The 21932-nt window shown below is 69.3% G+C and carries 16 protein-coding genes; 4 read left to right on the top strand and 12 right to left on the bottom strand.

The features are described from left to right. Positions 1 to 119: 119 nt before the first annotated feature. The 6 genes from glrR to BM388_RS07020 all read right to left on the bottom strand — a co-directional run bounded on the left by glrR (position 120) and on the right by BM388_RS07020 (position 7881). Positions 120 to 1514, bottom strand: a complete 1395-nt coding sequence (glrR, locus tag BM388_RS07045; RefSeq protein ID WP_089848557.1) for a two-component system response regulator GlrR — start codon at positions 1512 to 1514, stop codon at positions 120 to 122. Between the two features lie 15 nt (positions 1515 to 1529). Then, positions 1530 to 2096: a hypothetical protein gene (locus BM388_RS07040; protein WP_089848555.1), complete on the bottom strand. Its 567-nt coding sequence runs from the start codon at positions 2094 to 2096 to the stop codon at positions 1530 to 1532. After that, positions 2093 to 3598, bottom strand: coding sequence for a sensor histidine kinase (locus BM388_RS07035; protein ID WP_089848553.1), 1506 nt, complete (start codon positions 3596 to 3598; stop codon positions 2093 to 2095). Before BM388_RS07035 ends, BM388_RS07040 begins: the two co-directional genes overlap by 4 nt. A gap of 833 nt (positions 3599 to 4431) precedes the next feature. Beyond that, entirely contained in the window at positions 4432 to 5745 is a 1314-nt protein-coding gene (gene argA / locus BM388_RS07030; RefSeq protein WP_089848551.1) for an amino-acid N-acetyltransferase, read from the bottom strand. Positions 5746 to 5861: 116 nt separating this feature from the next. Then, entirely contained in the window at positions 5862 to 7127 is a 1266-nt protein-coding gene (locus BM388_RS07025) for an inorganic phosphate transporter (RefSeq protein WP_089848549.1), read from the bottom strand. 73 nt (positions 7128 to 7200) lie between these two features. Then, complete coding sequence (locus BM388_RS07020) at positions 7201 to 7881, bottom strand: TIGR00153 family protein (RefSeq protein ID WP_089848547.1); 681 nt, start codon at positions 7879 to 7881, stop codon at positions 7201 to 7203. 106 nt (positions 7882 to 7987) lie between these two features. Here BM388_RS07020 and BM388_RS07015 point away from each other — a divergent pair, with 106 nt between their 5' ends. Next, positions 7988 to 8905, top strand: a complete 918-nt coding sequence (locus BM388_RS07015; protein ID WP_089848545.1) for a CYTH domain-containing protein — start codon at positions 7988 to 7990, stop codon at positions 8903 to 8905. A gap of 53 nt (positions 8906 to 8958) precedes the next feature. After that, complete coding sequence (locus BM388_RS07010; RefSeq protein ID WP_089848543.1) at positions 8959 to 9876, top strand: ion transporter; 918 nt, start codon at positions 8959 to 8961, stop codon at positions 9874 to 9876. Between the two features lie 30 nt (positions 9877 to 9906). Here BM388_RS07010 and BM388_RS07005 read toward each other — a convergent pair whose 3' ends face one another. Further along, entirely contained in the window at positions 9907 to 10530 is a 624-nt protein-coding gene (locus BM388_RS07005; protein WP_089848541.1) for an L-threonylcarbamoyladenylate synthase, read from the bottom strand. 67 nt (positions 10531 to 10597) lie between these two features. Then, positions 10598 to 11527: a PHP domain-containing protein gene (locus BM388_RS07000; RefSeq protein WP_089848539.1), complete on the bottom strand. Its 930-nt coding sequence runs from the start codon at positions 11525 to 11527 to the stop codon at positions 10598 to 10600. A gap of 119 nt (positions 11528 to 11646) precedes the next feature. Between BM388_RS07000 and BM388_RS06995 the strand changes: the two genes are divergently transcribed. Beyond that, on the top strand, positions 11647 to 11946 hold the full coding sequence (locus BM388_RS06995) for a YciI family protein (RefSeq protein WP_089848538.1): 300 nt from the start codon (positions 11647 to 11649) through the stop codon (positions 11944 to 11946). Between the two features lie 212 nt (positions 11947 to 12158). Then, positions 12159 to 14213: a bifunctional tRNA (5-methylaminomethyl-2-thiouridine)(34)-methyltransferase MnmC2/FAD-dependent 5-carboxymethylaminomethyl-2-thiouridine(34) oxidoreductase MnmC1 gene (gene mnmC, locus BM388_RS06990; protein WP_089848536.1), complete on the top strand. Its 2055-nt coding sequence runs from the start codon at positions 12159 to 12161 to the stop codon at positions 14211 to 14213. Positions 14214 to 14227: 14 nt separating this feature from the next. Here mnmC and BM388_RS06985 read toward each other — a convergent pair whose 3' ends face one another. The 4 genes from BM388_RS06985 to smc form a co-directional block, all read right to left on the bottom strand. Further along, positions 14228 to 14500, bottom strand: coding sequence for a YheU family protein (locus BM388_RS06985; RefSeq protein ID WP_089848533.1), 273 nt, complete (start codon positions 14498 to 14500; stop codon positions 14228 to 14230). Next, entirely contained in the window at positions 14497 to 16542 is a 2046-nt protein-coding gene (gene ligA / locus BM388_RS06980) for an NAD-dependent DNA ligase LigA (RefSeq protein ID WP_089848531.1), read from the bottom strand. Before ligA ends, BM388_RS06985 begins: the two co-directional genes overlap by 4 nt. 124 nt (positions 16543 to 16666) lie before the next feature. Next, positions 16667 to 18211 carry a cell division protein ZipA gene (gene zipA, locus BM388_RS06975; protein ID WP_089848529.1) on the bottom strand — a complete coding sequence of 515 codons (1545 nt, stop codon included), beginning with the start codon at positions 18209 to 18211 and terminating at the stop codon, positions 16667 to 16669. A gap of 226 nt (positions 18212 to 18437) precedes the next feature. Further along, entirely contained in the window at positions 18438 to 21932 is a 3495-nt protein-coding gene (gene smc, locus BM388_RS06970) for a chromosome segregation protein SMC (RefSeq protein ID WP_089848527.1), read from the bottom strand.

The raw sequence follows: 21932 nt of genomic DNA, 5'->3' as shown, positions 1-21932 counted from the left end.
CGCACGACAACGACCCCCTGCCTCGGCAGGGGGTCTTGCGTTGTGAGGACATAAACTCGCGAGGCCGAGCCTGCTCGGGCGCGGCCGGTAAAGGCCGGCCGCGCCCTAGCGGCGGGTCGCTAGTGGTGCTCGGCCTGGCGCGCGGCGGGCTTGAAGGCGCCGGGCTCGAGCTCGTGGCGGGCCAGCAGCTTGTAGAAGTCGGTGCGGTTGCGCCCGGCGATGCGCGCCGCCTGGGTGACGTTGCCCTCGGTGATCTTCAGCACCTTGACCAGGTAGCTGCGCTCGAAGCCGGCCCGGGCATCGTTGAAGGTGGGCATGGCATTTTCCTCGGCCACCAGCGCCTGGGAGACCAGCCCCTCGGGGATCATCGGCGAGGTGGTCAGGGCCACGCACTGCTCCACCACGTTGACCAGCTGGCGCACGTTGCCGGGCCAGGCCGAGGTGGCCAGCAGGTTGAGCGCCTCCGGCGAGAAACCCTTGACGAAGGGCTTGTGCCGCGCGGCGGCCTGGGCGACCAGGTGCTTGGCGAGCAGGGGCACGTCCTCGGCGCGCTCCTTGAGCGGCGGCAGGCGCAGGTTAACTACGTTGAGTCGGTAGTAGAGGTCCTCGCGGAACTCGCCCTCGTGCATGGCGCGATCCAGGTCACGGTGGGTCGCCGAGATGATGCGCACGTCGATGGGCACCGAGGTGGTCGAGCCGAGCGGTCGGATCTGGCGCTCCTGCAGGGCGCGCAGCAGCTTCACCTGCAGGGTCATCGGCATGTCGCCGATCTCGTCGAGGAACAGAGTGCCGCCGTCGGCCGCCTGGAAGAGGCCCTGATGCTCGCTCACCGCCCCGGTGAAGGCGCCCCGGGCGTGGCCGAACAGCTCGCTCTCCAGCAGCTGCTCGGGCAGCGCCCCGCAGTTGATCGCCACGAAGGGCTTGTCGGCCCGCGAGCTCGCCTTGTGGATGGCGCCGGCGAGCAGCTCCTTGCCCGACCCCGAGGCGCCGGTGACCAGCACGCTGACGTCCGAGGCGGCGACCATGCGCGCCTGCTCGAGGATGCGCTCCATCTCGGGGCTGCGGGTGATGATGGCCTCGCGCCAGCGATCGTCGCCCTCGGTGGCGGGGGTGGAGGTCTGGGCCAGGGCGTCGCCAATGGCCGAGAACAGCTCGTCGCGATCGACCGGCTTGGTCAAAAAGCCGAACACCCCTTGGCGGGTGGCACTCACCGCATCGGGAATCGAGCCGTGGGCGGTGAGAATGATCACCGGCAGCCCCGGCAGCCGGCGCTGGATCTCCTGGAACAGCGCCAGGCCGTCCATTTCATCCATGCGCAGGTCGGAGAGCACCAGATCCGGGCGCGCGACCTCCAGCCGCTTGAGGGCCTCGCGTCCGCTCTCGGCGGTGGTAACGCGATAGCCACGACTCTCGAGCCGCATGCCCAGCAGTTTCAACAGGCTGACGTCGTCGTCGACCAGCAGGATGTGCGCGCCATGATCGCCGGCGTGGGCCAGGCGTCCGGTCTGCTTCATGTCGTCTCTCCGGGGTTATTCACTCTGCTGTCGCAGGTTGATGTTCTGTTCGATGGCGGTGAGCTGCTCGAGCTTCTCGGCCATGGCCTCAAGCTCCTCGGTGAGCGCTGCGTTTTCCTCCGCGGCAGCGTCAAGGGCGCGGCGCCGCTCGGCCAGCTGGCCGGCCAGGCGCCGGCGCCCTTCCAGCTCGTTGAGCCAGTAGCGCAGCAGCGGCTGCAGCTCGGCCGGGGCGCTCGCCAGGTCGGCCTTGTAGAGCTCCGAGGCACGGTCCCACTGCTGCTCACTGCCCCAGGAGAGCAGCACGGCGCGCGACAGGCGGCGCTGCTTGGCCTCGCCCGCGAGGCTCGCCAGGGTAGCTTCACGCCAGGCCCGGTCGCCGCGCTGAGAGGCCAGACCGAAGGCCACCCACTCGGGCATCAGGCACTCGTCGTCGTCGAAGTCCGGAAGCGCGTCCGTGCAGGAGAGCGTGCCCTGGGCGGTATTCGGCATCGACACGCCGCTGGAAGGGAGCGGCGTGGGCAGGTACTGACATCCGGCAAGCCACAGTGTGGTCAGGCACGTGAGCCAGGGGCGTAGGGTCATGACAGATCCTTCCTTGCGTCGTCACCCACCAGGGCGGGTCTCGGGGTCTCGTCGCCCCGCTCGGGCAGCGGGGTCGGCCAGGGCAGGGTGAGCCGGAAGCACACCGCCAGCCGCGGGTCTTCCACCAGCTCCAGGCGGCCCTGCTGAAGCCGGGCGCAGTCGGCGGCCACCGAGAGGCCGATGCCGGAGCCCTTGAGCGGCCCCTTGCGGCGCACGCGCCCCTGGTAGAAGGCATCGAAGAGCCGCTCACGATCCTCCTCGGCGATCGGCTCGCCGCTGTTGGCCACCTCGATCACCAGGCGATCCGGCAGCGCGCGGGCGCGGATCTCGAGTTCGCCGCCATCCTCACCGTAGGCCACGGCGTTGGAGATGAGGTTATCGAGCACCCGCGAGGTGGCGGTACCGTCGAGCGCCCAGTTAAGCGGGCCGTGGAAGGCCGTGACTCGCATCTCCTTGTTGTCGAGCGCCAGGCGATGCTTGGCCAGCACTTCCCTGACCACGGTGGCGACGTCCAGCCGGGCGATGTCGAGCTGACGGCTGTGCTTGAGCAGGTTGTAGTCGAGCAGCTGCTCGATCAGCTGCTGCAGCTCACGCCCGCTGGTATCGATCAGGTCGAGGACCTCGCGCTGGCGCGGCGTGACCTCGCCGGCCACGCCATCGGCGAGCAGCGACGAACCCTCGCGCACGCTGGCCAGCGGCGTCTTGAGCTCGTGGGACATGTGGCGCAGGAACTGCTGCTTCTGGGCTTCGAGGTCGTCGAGCCGCGAGGCCAGCCAGTCCAGGCGCTCGCCCAGAGTGACCAGCTCCGCCGGCCCCTTGAGGGGGCTCTGGTGGCGCTCGGTGTCGCCGCCCAGGCTGCCGATGCCGAGGATGCGCCGCTCGAGCTGGCGGATCGGCTGGATGATCAGCCGCGTGAACAGCAGCATCAGCACCAGGCTCGCGGAGACCAGCGCCGCGGTCTGCCACCACAGGCGGATCTGCACGTCCTCGGCGCGGGCACTGATGGCGTCGATACGCTCGTCGATGCGCCGATTGGTGGCCTGGCGCATCGCCTCGGTGTGCGCGGCGAAGGGCAGGAAGTCGCCAAGCCGCGCCTTGAAGGCCTCGAGCGGCAGGTCGGGCAGCTCGGCGAGGCCGTCCAGCGCCTCCTCCAGCGCCGCCACGTGGGGATCATTCGGCAGCAACCGGCGCTGCTGGGCCAGCAGCTGCCGGAACTCCGCGAGGCGCTCGTCGAAGATCTCCAGCAGTCCCTGCTGTTCGACCACCGCATACTGGCGGGCGCCGCGCTCCATCTCCAGCGCCAGCGCCCCCAGCGAGCGGGCACGCCGGGTCTCCTCCACCGCCTGGCGGGCACTCACATCGGCCAGGCGCGAGAGCTCCGAGAGCGCCTGACCGGCCTGGATCATCAGCACCGCCAGCGGCAGCATCACCACTAGAAAGGCCAGCAGCACCAGCTGTAGCAGCGAGCGCGGGCGCCAGCGGCGCGTAACGGCTGTGGTCATGGACAGCGTTCTTTGCAGGAGGGTAAAGGGAACCACCATCGTCCATCCCTAAGGATACCAGAGATCGGCCGAGCGCCTCGCGATCGTTCGGCCTCACCCGCAGGCGAAAAAAAAGGGCCGGCATGGCCGGCCCAATACGCAGGGAACTGAAGGGTCTGGAAATGCCACCGGTCGACGACCTGGTTCGTCCACCGTTGACCTCACCAGGGGCCAGGGGCCCTCGAAGCCATGCGAACGCCATCGGCCACCAGGGGCTAGTCGTTCTCATGCGGGCGACCGCTTGGCCACCCCGCCTCGTGACTGGCGGCAGCGCCGCAAGGGCGATACCGCGCGATTCGATCCCTCCTGACGGGTCGTGACCCGCGGGGGAGAGGCATCCTTGCCAGGGCATCCTTGCCCTCTCGATGCCGATCCTTGCCTTTCGGCGGCACCGTCTCATCGCAACCTAAAGTCACACATCGCTTGGAGCAGACACTGGTCGCGTTCGGGGGACCGGACGCACAGGGTAGTGATGACGCGGCGCCCCCTCGGCAACCGGAAAACGGATCGAGCCGTATGAACCGTTTTCCTTGCTCACCCAACTCAATGCCATGAGCGTGCCAAAACTCCAATCTTACTATAAAAATCAATGATTTATATAGACAAGGAAGCGCGACGGGCGGGCGTGGAAGGCCCTCGCGGGGAGAAGCGGGGTCGAAAACGGGATTTTTCGTCGCCAAACGGCGACACCTTTCGGACGACACACCAAAAAACTTTTTTTATCAAAAAGTTATGGCGTTCCCCGGCGGAGACGCCGCGCCGCGGGCGACGCCTCGCGGCGACGGTCCGGCCGCTCAGGCGAGGGTCTTGATCAGGATCTTGGACTTGCGGGCGTGGCTGTAGGTGTCGCGGCGCAGGGTGGGAAGCGCCTCGATGTCGGCCAGGCGAAAGTCGTGCTCGAAGAACCAGTGGGTGGTATGAGTAGTGAGGGCGAACAGCGACGAGAGCCCGAGGCGATGGGCCCGGCGCTCGATCTCGGCGAGCAGTCGCTCGCCGCGCGCGCCGCCCCGATAGTCGTCGTGCACCGCCACGCAGGCCAGCTCGCCCATCTCGGCCTCGCCGAAGGCGTGCAGGGCGGCGCAGCCGATGATCATGCCGTCGCGATCGATCACCAGGTAGTCGTCGATCTCGTATTCCAGCCGCTCGCGGGAGCGCGGCACCAGCATCCCCCGCGACTCCAGGGGCTCGAGCAGCTCCAGCAGCCCGCCGATGTCGCCGAGTTCCGCCGGGCGCAGCTGCTCGTAGCGATGCTCGGTGATCATGGTGCCCACGCCGTCGCGGGTGAACAGCTCACCGAGCAGCGCGTCGTGATCATGCCAGGAGAGCAGGTGGGTGCGGGCGACCCCGTGACGCGCCGCCGCGCAGGCCGCGCCCAGATGGCGGGCCAGCTCGCTGGCGGGATCGGCCTGGGTGAGCAGCGGCGCAGCCTCGGCCGGGGTCAGCTGGCGCTGCAGCCGACCGCTGGCGTCGACCAGACCGCTGGCCTCGCCGAGCAGGATCAGCTTGTCGGCGGAAAGCGAGGTGGCGGCATGATGCGCCACCTCGGCGGCGTCCAGATCGAAGACCTCGCCGGTGCTGGAGAAGCCCAGCGGCGGCAGCACTACCAGGGCGCCGCGCTCGAGCAGGCCCTCGACCGCCTGGTCGCGTACCCGGCGCACCTCGCCGCTGCGGTCGAAGTCGACGCCGTCACGCACGCCCAGCGGCTTGGCCATCACCAGGTTGCCGGAGACCACGGTCATCTCGATCCCGTGCAGCGGCGTGTTGGGCAGGCCCGGCGAGAGCCGCGCCTCCAGCCACAGCCGCTGCTCGGCGGCGATGCGCTCGACCTGGGCCATGATCGCCTCATCGGCCACCCAGCGTCCCCGATGTCGAGTCGGCACGATGCCGGCCTCATCCAGCGCCTGCTGTACCTGGGGACGAATGCCGAACACCACCACCAGGCGCACGCCCAGGGTATGCAGCAGCGCCAGGTCCTGGATCAGCTGCTCGCCTCGACCGCTCGCCATGGCCTCCCCCTCGATCAGGATGACGAAGGTTCGTCCCCGATGGGCGTTGATGTAGGGCGAGGAGTTGCGAAACCAGTCGACGAAGGGGAAACGAGTATCCAAGGCCGCACTCCGGCAGCAGGTGAACGAGGGTAGGTAAAACGTCACTATATCAGAGCGACGAAAACGGCGGCACCACCGAGGTGATGCCGCCGTCTGGGCGTCCAGGCGAGAGCGTACTAGCCGAAGATGCCTTTCAAGGTGAAGAAGAACAGGATGGCCAGGCCCGCGCCTGCCGGCAGGGTGATCAGCCACGACATGGCGATGGTGCCGATGACCCGCAGGTTGAGCGCCGCCATGCCGCGGGCCAGGCCCACGCCGAGCACCGCCCCGACCAGGGTATGGGTGGTGGAGATCGGCAGGCCGGTGCCCGAGGCCAGCACCACGGTGGTGGCGGCCGCGAGGGTAGCGGCGAAGCCGCGGCTCGGGGTCAGCTCGGTGATGCCGGTGCCCACGGTGGCGATGACCTTGTGGCCGTAGGTGACCAGGCCGACGACGATGCCACCGCCGCCCAGCACCAGCACCCACCAGGGCACCAGGGCGGCGCCCTCGACCTCGCCGCCGGTCTGCACCACGCTGATCACCGCCGCCAGCGGCCCCACGGCGTTGGCCACGTCGTTGGAGCCGTGGGCGAAGGCCATGGCGCAGGCGGTGAAGATCATCAGCACGCCGAAGACCCGCTCTACCCCGGAGAAGCCGAACTGATCGGTCTGGCGACTGGAGGCCTTGACGCGACGCTCCATGGCCACACCGAGCGCCGCGAATGCCAGGCCGGCGAGGATAGCCAGCAGCAGGCTGGCGCCGAAGCTCAGATCCAGGCCGACGTGCTTGAGGCCCTTGGTGAGGGTCACCATGGTCACCGCGAAGCCGACCAGGAAGATGTACATCGGCACGTAGCGCTTGGCCGCGGCGAAGGGATCCGGGGCCTCGAAGATCAGATGCTGGACCGACTTGAAGAGCGTGAAGGCGATGGTGCCGGCCAGCAGCGGCGAGACCACCCAGCTGGCGGCGATGGTGCCCACCGCGCCCCAGTCCACGGCGGCGGCGCCGAGGCCCGCCACCGCGAAGCCGACGATGGCGCCGACGATGGAGTGGGTGGTGGAGACCGGCCAGCCCTTCATCGAGGCGACCAGCAGCCAGGTCGCGGCCGCCAGCAGCGCCGCCAGCATACCGTAGACCAGCAGCTGGGGATCTTCCTTGAGCAGCTCCGGGTCGATGATGCCCTTGCGGATGGTGTTGGTGACCTCGCCGCCGGCCAACCAGGCGCCGAGGAACTCGAAGATCACGGCGATGATGATCGCCTGCTTGATGGTGATGGCCTTGGAGCCCACCGAGGTGCCCATGGCGTTGGCCACGTCGTTGGCGCCGACGCCCCAGGCCATGAAGAAGCCGAAGAGACAGGCGAGGATGATGAAGACCTCGCCGTGCTGAGCAATGATCGACATAGGGAGTGTTCCCTTGTTGCGGTCAGAAGAAGAGCGAAACAACGAGGCCCCGGGGTCGCCGGGGCCGCTGTGTTCAGTTGGCCGTCATGATCTGCAGTCGGCTGCCGACGCGCTCGGCGCGGTCGGAGAGCTCGCCCACCCAATCGATGATCTTGTAGAGGAACATCACGTCCACCGGCGGCAGGCGATCCTCGAGCTCGAACAGCTGGCGACGGATCGCCACCTGCTGGCTGTCGGCCTGCTGCTCGAGCACGTGCAGCCCGCGGATCAGCTTCTGCATCACGTCGGAGACGTTACGCCCGAAGCCGGACTCGAGCAGGTCCTTGAGCTCCTCGAGGGCGTGGCGCGCCTGGGCCACGCAGGCCACCGAGGTACGCATGTAGTCGCGCATCGGCTGGGCCAGTTCCTGGGGCATCTGCATGCGACGACCGAGCATGATGCCGGTGATATCGCGGACCTTGTTGGCAATCTTGTCCTGGACGCTGATCAGGTCGAGCAGGTCGGAGCGCGATACCGGTAGGAACATGGTATTGGGAAGGTTGAGACGCAGCTCAGTCTTGAGCTCATCGGCCTCATGCTCGAGGCGGGTGATGGTCTCGCGATGCTGCTCTGCGGTGTCCCAGTCGCCCACCAGGGACGCCTCGAAGAAGGGCAGCAGCTCGTCAGCACACGCGTTGGCCTTGACGATGTGGGCCAGCAGCGGATGGAATGGCGAGCGGCCGAACATCGCGGAGAAGGGATTGGATGTCACCATAGGGCATCTATGAACCTGGAAAAATGGCGGCGTCAGTATAGTGACTGACACCCTCAGCGTCATGAAAAAATCACCCAATATTCATCCAATCGAGGTAGCTCTGCCGATGGCCAACGAGATCGAACTCAAACTCGCCCTGGGCGCTCTGGACACCGAGGACGCCGGGGGGGCCGAGGCCCTGAGGCGACATCCCCGCCTGGCCGGGGTGACACCGACGCTTACCCAGCTGGGCAACACCTACTTCGATACCCCCGAAGGCGACCTGGAGGCCGCGCGCATGGCGCTGCGCCTGCGCCGCGCGGACGGGCGACTGCTGCAGACGCTGAAGACCCGCGGCCAGGGCGGCGGCGGACTCTCGACCCGCGGCGAGTGGGAGTGGGAGGTGCCCGGTCCGGGCCTCGATCTAGAGGGGCTTGCGGCGCTGCCGCCCATGACCGAACGCGAGGCGGGCCTGCTCGAGCGCCTGGCGCCGCGCTTCGCCACCGACTTCGAACGCGAGACCTGGTGGCTCGATCACGAGGGCGCGACCATCGAGCTCGCCCTGGATATCGGCGAGATCCGCGCGGGCGAGCGGGCCGTGGCGATCCGCGAGCTGGAGCTCGAGCTCAAGGCGGGCGAGCCGGAGGCGCTCTGGTCGCTGGCCGAGGCCCTGACCGACCGGGTGGCGCTGCGCCCCTCGGACACCAGCAAGGCGGCCCGGGGCGGCGCCCTGCTCGACGGCGCGCGCTCGCTGCCCGAGGCCTGCGACGCCGGCGGCTGGCTGCACCGCGCCACCGCAGCGCTGGATGCCCTGGCGGATACCGGCGACGACGCCTGGCGCCTAGAGGCGCGCCGGGCCTTCCAACGGCTGGCGGAACTGGGCGATGATGCTGATGGAGACAACGGCACAGGCGAGGCCTCAGGGCGCGACCAGGCCCGGGCGCTCGCCGAGGCGCTGGACGCCGAGCGCTGGCTGACCCCGGCCTTCGGCCGGCACATGCTGCGCCTGGCCCGCCGGCTGCCCGGAGACGCCGAGCTGAGCTGAGTTCAGCCGACTCCGCCCGACAGGTCCGGCCCGCCACCACAAGGACGACGCTCGTGAACCACCTCCCCAAGCCCGCGGGCGAAGGCCTGCGCACCCGGGTCTTCCAGATCATCTTCGAGTCCGACACCCCGGCGGCCAAGGCCTTCGACATCGCCCTGATCGTGGCGATTCTCGCCAGCGTGCTGGTGGTGATGCTGGAGAGCGTCGCGGCCTTTCGCGACGGCCACGCGGCGCTCTTCTACTGGATCGAGTGGGGCTTCACGATCGCCTTCACCCTCGAGCTCGCGGTGCGCCTCTACTGCCTCGAGCGTCCGCTGCAGTACCTCAAGAGCTTCTACGGCATCATCGACCTGGTGGCGATCCTGCCGACCTGGCTGGCGCTGGTGCTGCCGGGCGCCCAGTCGCTGGTGGTGGTGCGCCTGCTGCGCACCCTGCGCATCTTCCGCGTGCTTCGCCTGATGGAGTTCGTCGGCGAGGGGCGGCTTTTGATCGACGCCCTGAAGCGCAGCAGCCACCAGATCTTTCTGTTCCTGTTCACCGTCTTCATGCTGGTGACCATCTTCGCCTCGCTCGTCTACCTGATCGAGCCCGAGGAGGCCGGCTTCACCAGTATCCCCAAGGCGATCTACTGGGCCGTGGTCACCCTGACCACGGTGGGCTACGGCGACATCGTGCCGGTGACCCCGCTGGGCCAGGCGATCTCGGTGATGGTGATGCTGATCGGCTACTCGATCATCGCCGTGCCCACCGGGGTCTTCTCCGCCGAGGTGATCCGCTCGATCCGCGCCGACCGCTACTCCGACGAGGCCTGCCCGGGCTGCGGCCATGACCGCCACGAGCGGCGCGCTCGGTACTGCCTGCGCTGCGGCACCTGGCTGGACGAGGACTCCCCCGACCCGCGCCTGGCCGATCAGGCCCAGGAAGGCTCAGACGAGGATGACGACAGGGACGAGACGCCGCCGGCCCGCTGAGCCGGCGGTGCGGGGGATCGATCCGGAGGATCAGGCCTGGAAGGGACGGACGTCGCCGCGACCCTCGCGCAGGATGGTCGGCGGCAGGTCGCGCAGGTCGATCACGCTGGTGGGCTCGAGGTGGCAGGCGCCGCCGTCGATGATCAGGTCGAGATCATTGCCGAAGCGCTCGCGGATCTCCTCGGCGTCGGTCATCGGCAGCTCCTCGCCCACCGGAATCAGGGTCACGCTCATCAGCGGCTCGCCCAGGGCGCTGAGCAGGGCCCGGGTGATCTGGTGGTCCGGCACCCGCACGCCGATGGAGCGGCGCTTGGGGTGCAGCAGCAGCCGCGGCACCTCGGTGGTGGCATCGAGGATGAAGGTGTAGGCGCCAGGCGTGTGAGCCTTCAGCAGCCGAAAGACCGTGTTGTCCACCTTGGCATAGGTGCCGATCTCCGAGAGATCCGAGCAGATCAGGGTGAAATTGTGCTTGTCGTCGAGCGAGCGCAGCCACTTGATCTTCTCGATGGCCTTCTTGTCGCCCAGGTGACAGCCCAGGGCGTAGCCGGAATCGGTCGGATAGGCGACCACCCCGCCGCCGCGAATGATCTGGATCGCCTGGTCGATCAGGCGCTTCTGGGGATTGTCCGGGTGGATCTGAAAGAACTGGCTCATGCGAGCTCCCTGTTGGGTGGCCGGAAATGGCGTCGCTCCACGATAACATGCGCCGCCGAGCGCACGATCAGGCCTGCGGCCCACCGGCGCGTTCTCGGCCGGCGGCCGTGGCGGCGATCCCGGCCAGGCGCGGGTGGGCCCATACCGGTGGCGTGGCGGTGCGCGGCACCGGGCTCATGCTGCCCGGCGCCAGATGCCCGCCGGGGAAATGGAAGTCGCTGCCCACCGAGCCGTAGAGCTCGCGCTCCTGGAGCTGACGCGCCAGGTCGCGGGTCACGTCGGGATTCTGGAAGCCGCTGACCAGCTCCGCGGCCTGGCCGCCGGCGGCGGCGAAGTCATCGAGCAGCAGCCCGCGCTTGCGCCGGGTCAGGCCGTGGCGCAGCGGATGGGCCAGCACCGCCACCCCGCCCGCATCGAGGATCCAGGCCACCGCCGTGGCGAGGAAGGGCCAGTGCGCCTTGATGTCGCCGGCCTTGCCATTGCCGAGGTGCTTCTTGAAGGCGGTACCGATATCGGGCACCAGCCCGGCGGCCACCAGCGCCTTGGCGAAGTCCGGCCGCCCCAGCGGGCGCTCGCTGCCGGCCTGCTCGCGAGCCCGGGCCAGGGCATCCTTCAGGCCGATCTTCTCGAGGCGCTCGGCGATGCGCAAGGAGCGCTGCTCGCGGGCCTCGGCCTGGGCGGCCAGCCCCGCGACCAGATCGCCCCGCGGCCCCTCGGGCAGCAGGCCCACCACGTGGATGTTGATGCCGCGCCACTGGGTGGAAAGCTCGGTGCCGGGGATCAAGCCGATGCCCTGCTCGCGGGCGGCGGCCTCGGCCTCGTCGATGCCGTCCATGGTGTCGTGGTCGGTCAGCGCCATCAGGGTCACGCCCTTGGCCCGGCACAGCGCCACCACCTCGGCCGGCGGCAGGGCGCCGTCGGAGGCCGTGGAGTGCATGTGCAGATCGACGCGGTGCGGTTCGCCCTCGAATCGGGCGGGAGGTGCGGTCATGGGCATGACGCCGGCAGATGAGTTTGTCAGAATATCTCGACATGGTGCTCGCGCGACCGATGACGGTCAATGACGGGGCCATCGGCACCCGCGGCGAGAGCCGCCCACCACGAGGAAGAACCGCGATGCTCTACGCCATCATCAGTGAAGATGTGAATAACAGCCTGGAACGGCGCCTGGCCGCCCGTCCGGATCACCTGGCTCGCCTCGAGGCGCTGCGCGACGAGGGCCGCCTGGTGCTGGCCGGCCCGCACCCGGCCATCGACAGCAACGACCCGGGCGAGGCCGGCTTCACCGGCAGCCTGGTGGTCGCCGAGTTCGAGAGCCTCGAGAGCGCCCAGGCCTGGGCCGATGCCGACCCTTACATGATCGCTGGCGTCTACGCCAAGGCGATCGTCAAGCCGTTCAAGAAGGTCCTGCCCTGATCCCCATCCACAGGCTTGCCTGTCCACAGCCGGTTTCCCACAGCTGCTGTGGACAAGCCTGTTGAAACGCCGCGGACGCCTTTCCCAAGCCCGGACGCCGTGCCGGCGCGACGAGATCGATCAAACCTTGATCAGCGCGCCATGTGTCCGCGTCCTGTATCATCACGCGCCCCATCACCGCCCCCTGTGACCGGAACGACCGGAGCCCCGCCGTGACCGCTGCCCCCGACGCCCTGCCCCCGCTCGCCGGCCTCCAGATCGCTCGCCTGGACTGGCGACGAGACGACGGCGACGAGGAGGTGCCCCACTCCACGGCCTTCGACGACGTCTACTTCTCGCGCCACGACGGCCGCGCCGAGACCGAGCACGTCTTTATCCACGCCAACCGACTGCCCGAGCGCCTCAAGGTCTGGCAGGAGCCTCGCCCCTTCGTGATCGGCGAGACCGGCTTCGGCACCGGGCTCAACATGCTGTGCGCCTGGGCCTGCTTCGAGGCCCATGCCCCGCCAACGGCGAGGCTGCATCTGATCTCCACCGAGAAGTTTCCCCTGGCGCGGGAAGATCTCGCCCGGGCGCTCGCCGCCTGGCCGGATCTCGCCGAGCGGGCCGCCCGCCTGGTCGCCCAGTGGCCCGAGCCGGTGGCCGGCGTGCACCGGCTGTGGCTCGACGATCGGGTCACCCTCGACCTGCACTTCGGCGACACCACCGAGCGGCTCGAGCGGCTCGACGGCCGGGTCGACGCCTGGTTCCTCGACGGCTTCGCGCCGTCGAAGAACCCCGAGATGTGGCAGCCGGAGCTCTTCGCCGCCATGGCCGCCCGCTCGCGCCCCGGCGCGACACTCGCCACCTTTACCTGCGCCGGGGTGGTCAAGCGCGGCCTCAAGGCGGCCGGCTTCGCCTGGCGCAAGGTGCCGGGGTTCGGCCGCAAGCGCGAGATGCTCGCCGGCGAGATCGCCGTGCCACCCGAGGATCGTCGCCGTGGGGCCACGCCCTGGTTCACGCCCCCCGCGGCGCGGCCGGCCCGCCGGGTGGTCGTGGTCGGAGCGGGCATCGCCGGCACGAGCGTGGCCGCGGCGCTGGCCCGGCGCGGCGTGGCGGTGACGCTGGTCGACCGCGAGGGCCCGGGCAGCGGCGGCTCCGGCAATGACCAGGGGGCGCTCTACGTCAAGCTCGCCGCCGACACCAATCCCCAGAGCCGGGTGTATCTCGCCGGGCTGCTGCACAGCCGCCGCCTGCTCGAGGCCCTCGATCCCGAGCGGGAACTATGGCGCCCCTGCGGGGTGCTGCAGCTGGCGATGCGCGACAAGGAAGAGGCCCGCCAGGCGCGCTTCCTGGCCCATCATCCGCTGCCCGAGCGGGTGGTTCACGGCGTCTCGGCGAACGAGGCGTCGCGACTTTCCGGCACGCCGATCGACCACGGCGGGCTTTACTACCCCGAAGCGGGCTGGGTGCGCCCGGCGGCGCTGTGCCGACGGCTGGCGGCCATGCCAGGAGTGGAGTTCCGCCGAGCGGAGGTGGTCGAGATGACGCCGGAGGGCGATGGCTGGACGCTGGAGATGGCCGACGGCGAGCGCCTGGCGGCGGATCAGGTGGTGATCGCCACCGCGGCGCTGGCCAACCGCTTCGCCCAGACGGCGGCGCTGCCGCTGCAGCCGGTGCGCGGCCAGGTGAGCCGGCTGACGCTGCCCGAAGGCACCCCGACGCTCGAGCGAGTGGTCTGCGCCGGGGGCTATGTGCCACCGCCCCTCGATGGAACGCTCACCTTCGGCGCCACCTTCGCCCCGAACCGGGACGAGACCGACGAGCGCGAGGCCGACCACGCGGCGAACCTGGCGGAACTCGAGGCCACCCTGCCGGCCTTCGTGGCCGCCCTGCGCGAGGCGGGTGCGGCGCTCGACCCGGCCGAGTTCGAGGGCCGGGCGGCGGTGCGCGCGGCGAGCCCCGACAAGTCGCCCTACGCGGGCCCGGTGCCGGTGGCCGAGGCCTGGGCGGCGGACTATGCACGGCTTGCCAAGGACGCCACCCGGGTGCCCGCGACGCCGGGACGCCACCATGGCGGCCTGTGGATCAGCGCGGCCCACGGCTCCCGGGGACTCGCCAGCGCGCCGCTGTGCGCCGAGCTGATCGCCTCACGGATCTGCGACGAGCCGCTGCCGCTGGAGGCACCGCTGGTCGATCACCTGCACCCGGGGCGGCGGCTTATCCGCGACCTGATACAAGGGAAGCAGGACGCAGCATCAGCGAGAGGCATCGGAAACGGCTCGTAGAGGTGGCCTGCGCCCTACCCCTCCTCCTCATCGTCGGCCAGGTCGCGGCCGAAGGCGCGCCACTGGGCCAGGGTCATCACCTCGGTGGACTCGGTCTCGAGGTCGTGGGCGATCAGCAGCTCACCGCGGTCGAGCTGGCCCTTGAGCTGGCCGACCCAGCCGCGCATGCCCTCGCCGGTGTCGGTGGTGTCATAGCCCTGACGGGTGACGAAGGCCTCCAGCAGGCCATCCAGGGTCTCCCCCGGCAGCATTCGGTAGGGCACCTCGATGAAACGATCGCCATTCATGAGTCGGACTCTCCTTTTTCCCATTCGGCCAGCCGCCCGAGGAGCTCGTCCTCGTCGATGACCGGCACGCCCATCTGCTCGGCTTTCTCCCGCTTGCTGCCTGCGGCGTCGCCGGCCACCACGCAGGCGGTCTTCTTCGAGACACTGCCGGCCACCTTGGCGCCCAGTGCCTGAAGCCGGGCCTTGCCCTCGTCGCGGGTCATGCTCTCAAGCGTGCCGGTGAGCACCCAGCTCTGCCCGGCCAGGGGCTGGGGCCGCTCGCCGATGGTCTCTTCCTGCCAGCTCAGGCCGCAGGCCAGCAGGTCGTCGATGGTCTCGCGGTTGTGCGGCTGCCGGAAGAAGGTGTGCACGTGGGCGGCGACGATGGGCCCCACGTCCTCCACGGACTCCAGGGCGGCCACGTCGGCGGCCATCAGCGCCTCCAGGCTACCGAAGTGGCGGGCCAGGTTGGCGGCGGTGGTCTCGCCCACCTCGCGGATGCCCAGGGCGAAGATGAAGCGCGCAAGCGTGGTTCGCTTGGCCTTGTCGAGGGCCGCCACCAGATTCTCTGAGGACTTGGTGCCCATGCGCGGCAGTTCGGCCAGGCGCTGGGCCTCCAGTCGGAAGAGATCCGCTGGAGTGATCACCCACTCACGCTCGACCAGCGCCTCGATCAGCTTCTCGCCCAGGCCATCGATGTCCAGTGCCCGACGGGAGGCGAAGTGCTTGAGCGCTTCCTTGCGCTGGGCGGGGCAAAAGAGCCCGCCGGAGCAGCGCGCCACCACTTCGCCCTCCAGGTGCTCGATCTGGGAGCCGCAGGCCGGACAGTGCTCGGGAAAGACGATCGTTTCGGCATCCACCGGGCGGCGCTCCTCGAGCACCCTCACCACCTTGGGGATGACGTCGCCGGCCCGGCGAATCGCCACGGTATCGCCGATCCTCACGTCGAGCCTGGCGATCTCGTCGGCGTTGTGCAGGGTAGCGTTGGAGACGGTGACGCCGGCCACCGAGACCGGCTCGAGCCTGGCCACCGGGGTGATCGCCCCGGTACGCCCGACCTGGAACTCGACGTCGTTGAGCCGGGTGGTCTCCTCCTGGGCGGGAAACTTGAAGGAGGTGGCCCAGCGCGGGGCGCGAGCGACGAAGCCGAGCTCGCGCTGCAGGCGCAGATCATCGACCTTGATCACCACCCCATCGATGTCATAGCCGAGGCTGTCGCGCTTCTCGCCGAGCGCGCGGCAGTAGTCGATGATGCCCTCGGCGCCCTCCACCACGGCGAGCTCCTGGCTGGTACGAAAGCCCAGGTCGCCGAGCCGCGCCATCAGCTGGCTGTGGCTGGCATCGCCCTGCTCCGGTTCGATGCGTGCCACCTGGTAGGCGCTGAACTCCAGCGGCCGGGTAGCGGTGACCCTGGGGTCGAGCTGACGCAGGCTGCCCGCGGCGGCGTTGCGCGGATTGGCGAACACCTTGGTATCCTCCTCCCGCGCCCGGTCGTTCAACGCCTCGAAGCCGGCGTGGCTGATGATCACCTCGCCGCGCACCTCGAGCAGCGCCGGCGGGTCGTCGCCGCGCAGCCTGAGCGGGATGGAGCGCAGGGTGCGCAGGTTGGAGGTGATGCCCTCACCGGTGCGGCCGTCGCCGCGGGTGACGCCGGCGACCAGCTCGCCGTGCTCGTAGACCAGCGAGACGGCCGCACCGTCGAGCTTGGGCTCGCAGCAGAAGGCCAGCGGTTCGCCGTGGGCTTCGAGGCGGTCGGCGACGCGTCGCACGAAGGCCTTGATCTCTTCCTCGCTGAAGGCGTTGTCCAGGGAGAGCATCGGCACGGCGTGCGCCACCTCGGGAAATCCCGCATCGGGCGCGGCCCCGACCCGCTGGGTCGGCGAGTCGGCGGTCACCAGCTCAGGGTTCGCCTCCTCCAGCACTTGCAGGCGACGCAGCCGGCGATCGTAGTCGGCGTCGGTCAGCCTGGGCTCGTCGAGCACGTAGTAGCGGTAGTTGGCGTCGTCGAGCTCGGCACGCAAGCGCACCACTTCATCGAGAACTTCGGGATCGGCTTGGCTCATGGCGTCTCTGGTCTGGTATCACGAAGGCATGGCTATTCTCGCACACCCGCTTTTCGCCTGCCCAAACGAAACAACCCCATGATTTCATGGGGTTGTTTGACTGGCCCGCGAAGCGGCGTGCTGGCTAGTTCACCTGGTAGCGGTTGAGGCGGTTGAGGCGCTCGAACTCCTGAACCCGCTGACGCGCGAACTCCACGGTCTGGGCGGTCATTACGCTCCGATGCTCGTCCTTCAGCACGCCGCCCAGATGACGGACAATGACCATGGCGGTCTCGACCATCGCCTCGAAGGCCGCCGCGGTGTCGCTGGCGCCCGGCAGCGGCATCAGCAGGGTGATGCCCTGGGTGCGGAAGTCGTCCATGGCCTCGATGGGGAAGGTCCCCGGCTTGACCACGTTGACCATCGAGAACTGCAGGCGACTCTCCGGGTCTTCGGTCTCGAAGCGGTGAAAGATGCCCATGTCGCGACCGTAACGAAGGCCGCAGGCCATCATCAGCTCGAGCAGCGCCGTGCCGGAGAAGCCCTCCTCATCGCGAGACATCACGCTGATCACCAGGATCTCCTCGGCGTGACTCAGGGTCTCGCGGGCGTGCTCGGCGTTGACGTCATGACGCAGCGCCTTTTCCAGCACCGGGTGGGCACGCACCACGTCGTCGTACGGCGATCCGTCGTCCAGGGCTTCATCGACGGACTCTTCCACTCGCTCATCCAGGTATCCATCCATGGCGGAAGCCTCGGGCTCCCGGTGACGGCTGCCCGACGGGGTGAAGAGTGGATCATCATCGTCGGTGCGGGCGACCGCCTCGGCCTCGAGGCGACGCCGCTCGGCCTCGCGCGCAGCCTGCTCATGCTCGGCCTGCTGCCGCTGTGCCGACTCGCGGGCGTCCTTTTCGGCGCGCGCCTGCTCCCGGCGCTGCTTTTCGTCGCGCTTGTGCTCGCGGCGATCGTTCAGGGACTTCTGCAGGGAGGCGCCGAAACGCTGCATGGAGGAGCCAACCCGTTTGGAGCCGCTCTTCAGGGAGTCACCCATGCCCTCGAGATCCACCAGTCGGTAGCGCTCTTCATCAGCATAGCCGTCGTGATCCTGTGGATCGGCGGCCAGCGAGCCGATGCCCTCGGAGGCCTCACCGGCCGCCCGCACCTCGGACTCCTCCAGGCTAGTGAGCGCCGGCTCACGGCGCTCGTCCTCGGCGGCATCGATACCCGGGGACGCAGAAGCATCGGCGCTCATCTGGGCGGTCTCGTGAGCCGATTCATGAGCGGCATGACGAACATCGTGGGTCGAAGACTCGCGCTGCGGCTCCTCCCCAGCCTCCGCCGGCCGCTGGGCGTTAGCCGTGGGGTCTTCGGCATGGCGCCGGAACTCCGACAGTACCCGTGACGGGCCAGGATGCTCCTGGCGCTCCAGCTTGGGCTTGGGACGCACACCCCCCTCGTCCGCCGGCCTGATGACCCGCGCCCCTCCGTTGGGCAGTTCCCAGTTGATCTCGGCCCGCCGGGCCTCGGCCTCGGGGTCCACCTCGGGCTCGGCGTGCGCATCAGCAGTGGCGCTCTCGGCCTGATCCAGACGCGGTACACGGCGTTGGCGCTGAAGGCGACGCACCCCATCGATGACGATGAGGGTCACCAACGCCAACCCTAAAATGATCAGCCACTCTCTTAATTCCATGGGTCGTCATGCCTTTTGCTAAGGCGCCATGCCTGATGGTTGTTCGACAACAGCATAGCGCGACTGCCAAAAAAAGGGCCAATTCTTTTGATTGTCAAGTTCGGCATTGTCATGCCGTCACTCGACTTTGCCCTTCGCAATCGCCCTTCAGGTTCCCCATGCGTCCGTGCACTATCGTCTTCATTGTCATCCTTGTTAACCCGTTTACCGTTGACGTTCAAGTCCATCAGGCATCGGCCAGGGCCGCGGCCTCCTCCACGCCTACCGATACCAGGCGCGATACGCCCGGCTCCTGCATGGTGACCCCCATCAACCGTTCCGATGCCTCCATGGCAATCTTGTTGTGGGTAATGTAGATGAACTGAACGGTATCAGACATCTCCTTCACCAGCTTGGCGTAGCGTCCGACGTTGGCATCATCCAGCGGCGCATCGACTTCATCGAGCATGCAGAAGGGCGCCGGATTGAGCTGAAAGATGGCGAAGACCATCGACAGCGCGGTGAGCGCCTTTTCGCCGCCCGAGAGCAGATGAATGGTGCTGTTCTTCTTGCCGGGAGGACGCGCCATGATGGCCACGCCGGTCTCCAGCAAATCCTCGCCGGTCAGCGTCAGCCATGCGGTTCCGCCACCGAACACTCGCGGAAAAAGTTCCTGCAGGCCGTTGTTGACTCGCTCGAAGGTGTCGCGGAATCGCGACCGTGTTTCCTGATCGATCCGGCGGATCGCCCGATCCAGAGTCTCCAGGGCCTCGCTGAGCTCGGCGTGCTGGGCCTCCAGGTAGTCGCGGCGCTCGGCCTGCTGGTCATACTCCTCGATGGCCGCCAGGTTGATGGCGCCCAGCCGCCGGATGCGCTCGCCGACCTCCTCCAGCCGAGTCTGCCAGGCGGATTCGGTGGCGTTGGGATCGAGATGCTCGGCCAGGTTCGCGGCATCGTGGTTCAGCTCGGCAAGCTGCTCGTCCTGGGTCTCGGCCTTGAGGGCGAGGGCCTGGACCTGCATGCGCGACTCCTGCAGGCGTTCGCGGGCACCCTCGAGGTTGCGCTCGTGCCCCTGGCGGGCCTGCTCGTCCTCGCGCAGGCGTTCGACCAGCTCGGCGGCCCGGGCGCGAGTCTCGTTGAGCACTCGCTCCTCGCGCTCGCGGCGGGCCAGCAGCTCGTCGAGGCGTTCGCGGCGCTCCTCGTCAGGCTCGTGGAGCCCCTCGCGGGCCTCCTCCAGCTCGGCGCAGCGCAGCTCGAGGCGCTCCCGGGCCTCGCCGGCCCGCCCCTGCTGCTCGGCCAGGCCCGTACGCTCGGTGGTCGTCCGCTCCTGCTCGAGGGCCAGACGCTGAGCCTGGTCGGCCAGCGGACGCTGGCGAGTGCGCAGCGCGGCCAGCCGCTCCCTGGCCTCGCGGCGCTGCCGCTCGAGACGCTCGCGGGTCTCGGCGCCCTCCTCCAACCGGGCCATGGCCGCCTGCCACTGCTCGCGCGCCTCTTCCAGGGCCAGCATCGCCTCCTCGCGGTTTTCGGCCAGCCCCTCGAGTTCCTCGGCAAGCTCGGCGGCGCGCCCTTCCAGGTGCTCGAGTCGGCTGGCGAGCCCACTCTCCTGCACGGCCAGCTGCTGGCGCTGCTGTTCGAGCTCGCGCTCCTCCTGGCGCGTCTGCTCCAGGGCCGACTCGCGCTGCTCGACCCGGGCCGCGGCCGCCTCGAGACGCTCTTCCTGCTCGCCGAGGCGCGCCTCCACCTCGCCGAGAGACTCGCGCACCTCGGCCTCGCGACGCCGGCTGACCAGCAGGGCATCGGGCCCGGCACCGGCACCGCGATGACGCACCCAGCCCGCACCGAGCCAGAGGCCGTCGGGGGTAATCAGGCTCTCGCCGGCGGCGAGCGCCTCGCGCGCGGCCCAGGCCGCCTCCCGGCTCTCGACGCAGCGGATGCCGGCGAGCCACTGGCCGGCCGCTCCGGCGCCGCGCACCCGAACGGCGAGACTTCCCGCCGGGGCGCTCACCTCATCGGCCTCGAGCAGGCCGAGCTCGGCCTGGGGCGGCGCCGCCATGGCTTCCCGGGACGCGTCCCGCGGCGCCAGGCGCGCACTCAACCAGGGCGACAGCACCCAGGAGACCGCCTCCTCCCAGCCGGGCTCGACCTCGAGCGCCTCGCCGAGGCGCGGCTGATCGCCCAGGCCGTGGGCGGTCAGGTGCGCGTCGAGAGCCTCGTCGTGATCGGCCAGGGCGGCCTCGATCAGGGCCTCCAGCGAGGCCAGTTCGCCCTGCAGGGTGCTGCGACGCTGGCGATCGGTCTCGCGGGCCTCCTCGGCCTCGCGCACCTCGCCGCGGGCGGCGTCGCGATCGACCTGGAGTTCGCCGCGACGCGCCTCGAGTTCGGCCAGCTGGCCCTCGAGCTCGGCGTGGCGCTCGGCGAGCTCACGACGCTGCTCGCCGAGGCCGGCGATGTCGGGGAGCTCCTCGTGCTGCTGGCGACGGCGGCGTTCGTCGGCCGAGAGGCGTTCGAGCCGGCCCTCTAGGTCGCGCAGGCGATCCTGGGCACGCTCGGCCTCGCGGCTCTGCTCCTGCCAGCGCTCGCCGAAGCTCTCCCAGGCGGCCTCGGCCTCCTCTGCCAGCGGTTCGGCCTCCTCCAGGGCGGCCTCAAGCTCGGCGAGCTGCTCCGCCACCTCCTCCTGCTCGGGCCCCAGGGTCTCGAGGCGCTCCTCGAGACGCGCCAGGCGTTCGCCGTCGTCGTCACCCAGGCGGGCCAGCTCGGCGAGCTCGCGGCGCGCGGCCTCGAGATCCCGCGCCAGCTGCTGGTCGCGGGAGCGGGTGTGCTCCAGGTCCTGCTCCAGGCGGGCGATGGCGGTGGTGGTCTCGTAGAAGCTCGACTGCCGACCGTCCAGCTCCTCGGCCAGGCGGTCGTGCTCGGCGCGGGCCTCCTCGAGGCGCGTCTCGGCCTGGCGCATGCCCAGCACCTCGCGCTCCACCGCGGTCTCGAACTCGCGGACGCGGGTCTCCTCCTCGGTCTGGCTGGCGCGCAGGGCGCGGCCACGCAGCAGCGAAAGCTCGCCCTTGAGGCGATGCTCCTCCTGCTTGAGGTTCTGGTAGCGCCTGGCCGCCTCGGCCTGGCGCTTCAAGCGCTCGAGCTGCTTGTCGAGCTCCTCGCGGATGTCCTCCAGACGCTCCAGGTTCTCCTGGGTGCGGCGCATGCGGTTCTCGGTCTCGCGTCGCCGCTCCTTGTACTTGGAGATGCCGGCGGCCTCCTCGAGGGTGGCGCGCAGCTCCTCGGGGCGGGCCTCGATCAGCCGCGAGATCATGCCCTGGCCGATGATGGCGTAGGAGCGCGGCCCGAGGCCGGTGCCCAGGAACAGATCGGCGATATCGCGACGCCGGCACTTCTGGCCGTTGAAGAAGTAGTTGGACTGGGAGTCGCGGGTGACCTGACGCTTGACCGCGATCTCGGCGTACTGGGCGTAGATGCCGCCCATGGCGCCGTCGCGGTTGTCGAAGATCAGCTCGATGGAGGCCATGCCCACCGGCTTGCGCCCGGTGGAGCCGTTGAAGATGACGTCGGTCATCGACTCGCCGCGCAGGGTCTTGGCCGAGGACTCGCCCATGACCCAGCGCACGGCATCGATGATGTTGGACTTGCCGCAGCCGTTGGGGCCGACGATGGCGGTCATGTTGCCATCGAAGGGCACCGTGACCGGGTCGACGAAGGACTTGAAGCCCGCCAGGCGGATCGATGTCAGGCGCAT

The organism is Halomonas saccharevitans (assembly GCF_900116405.1).
Classification (GTDB): Bacteria; Pseudomonadota; Gammaproteobacteria; order Pseudomonadales; family Halomonadaceae; genus Halomonas; species Halomonas saccharevitans.
The sequence above is the reverse complement of the archived record's forward strand: the minus strand, read 5'-3'. Positions and strand labels throughout refer to the sequence as shown.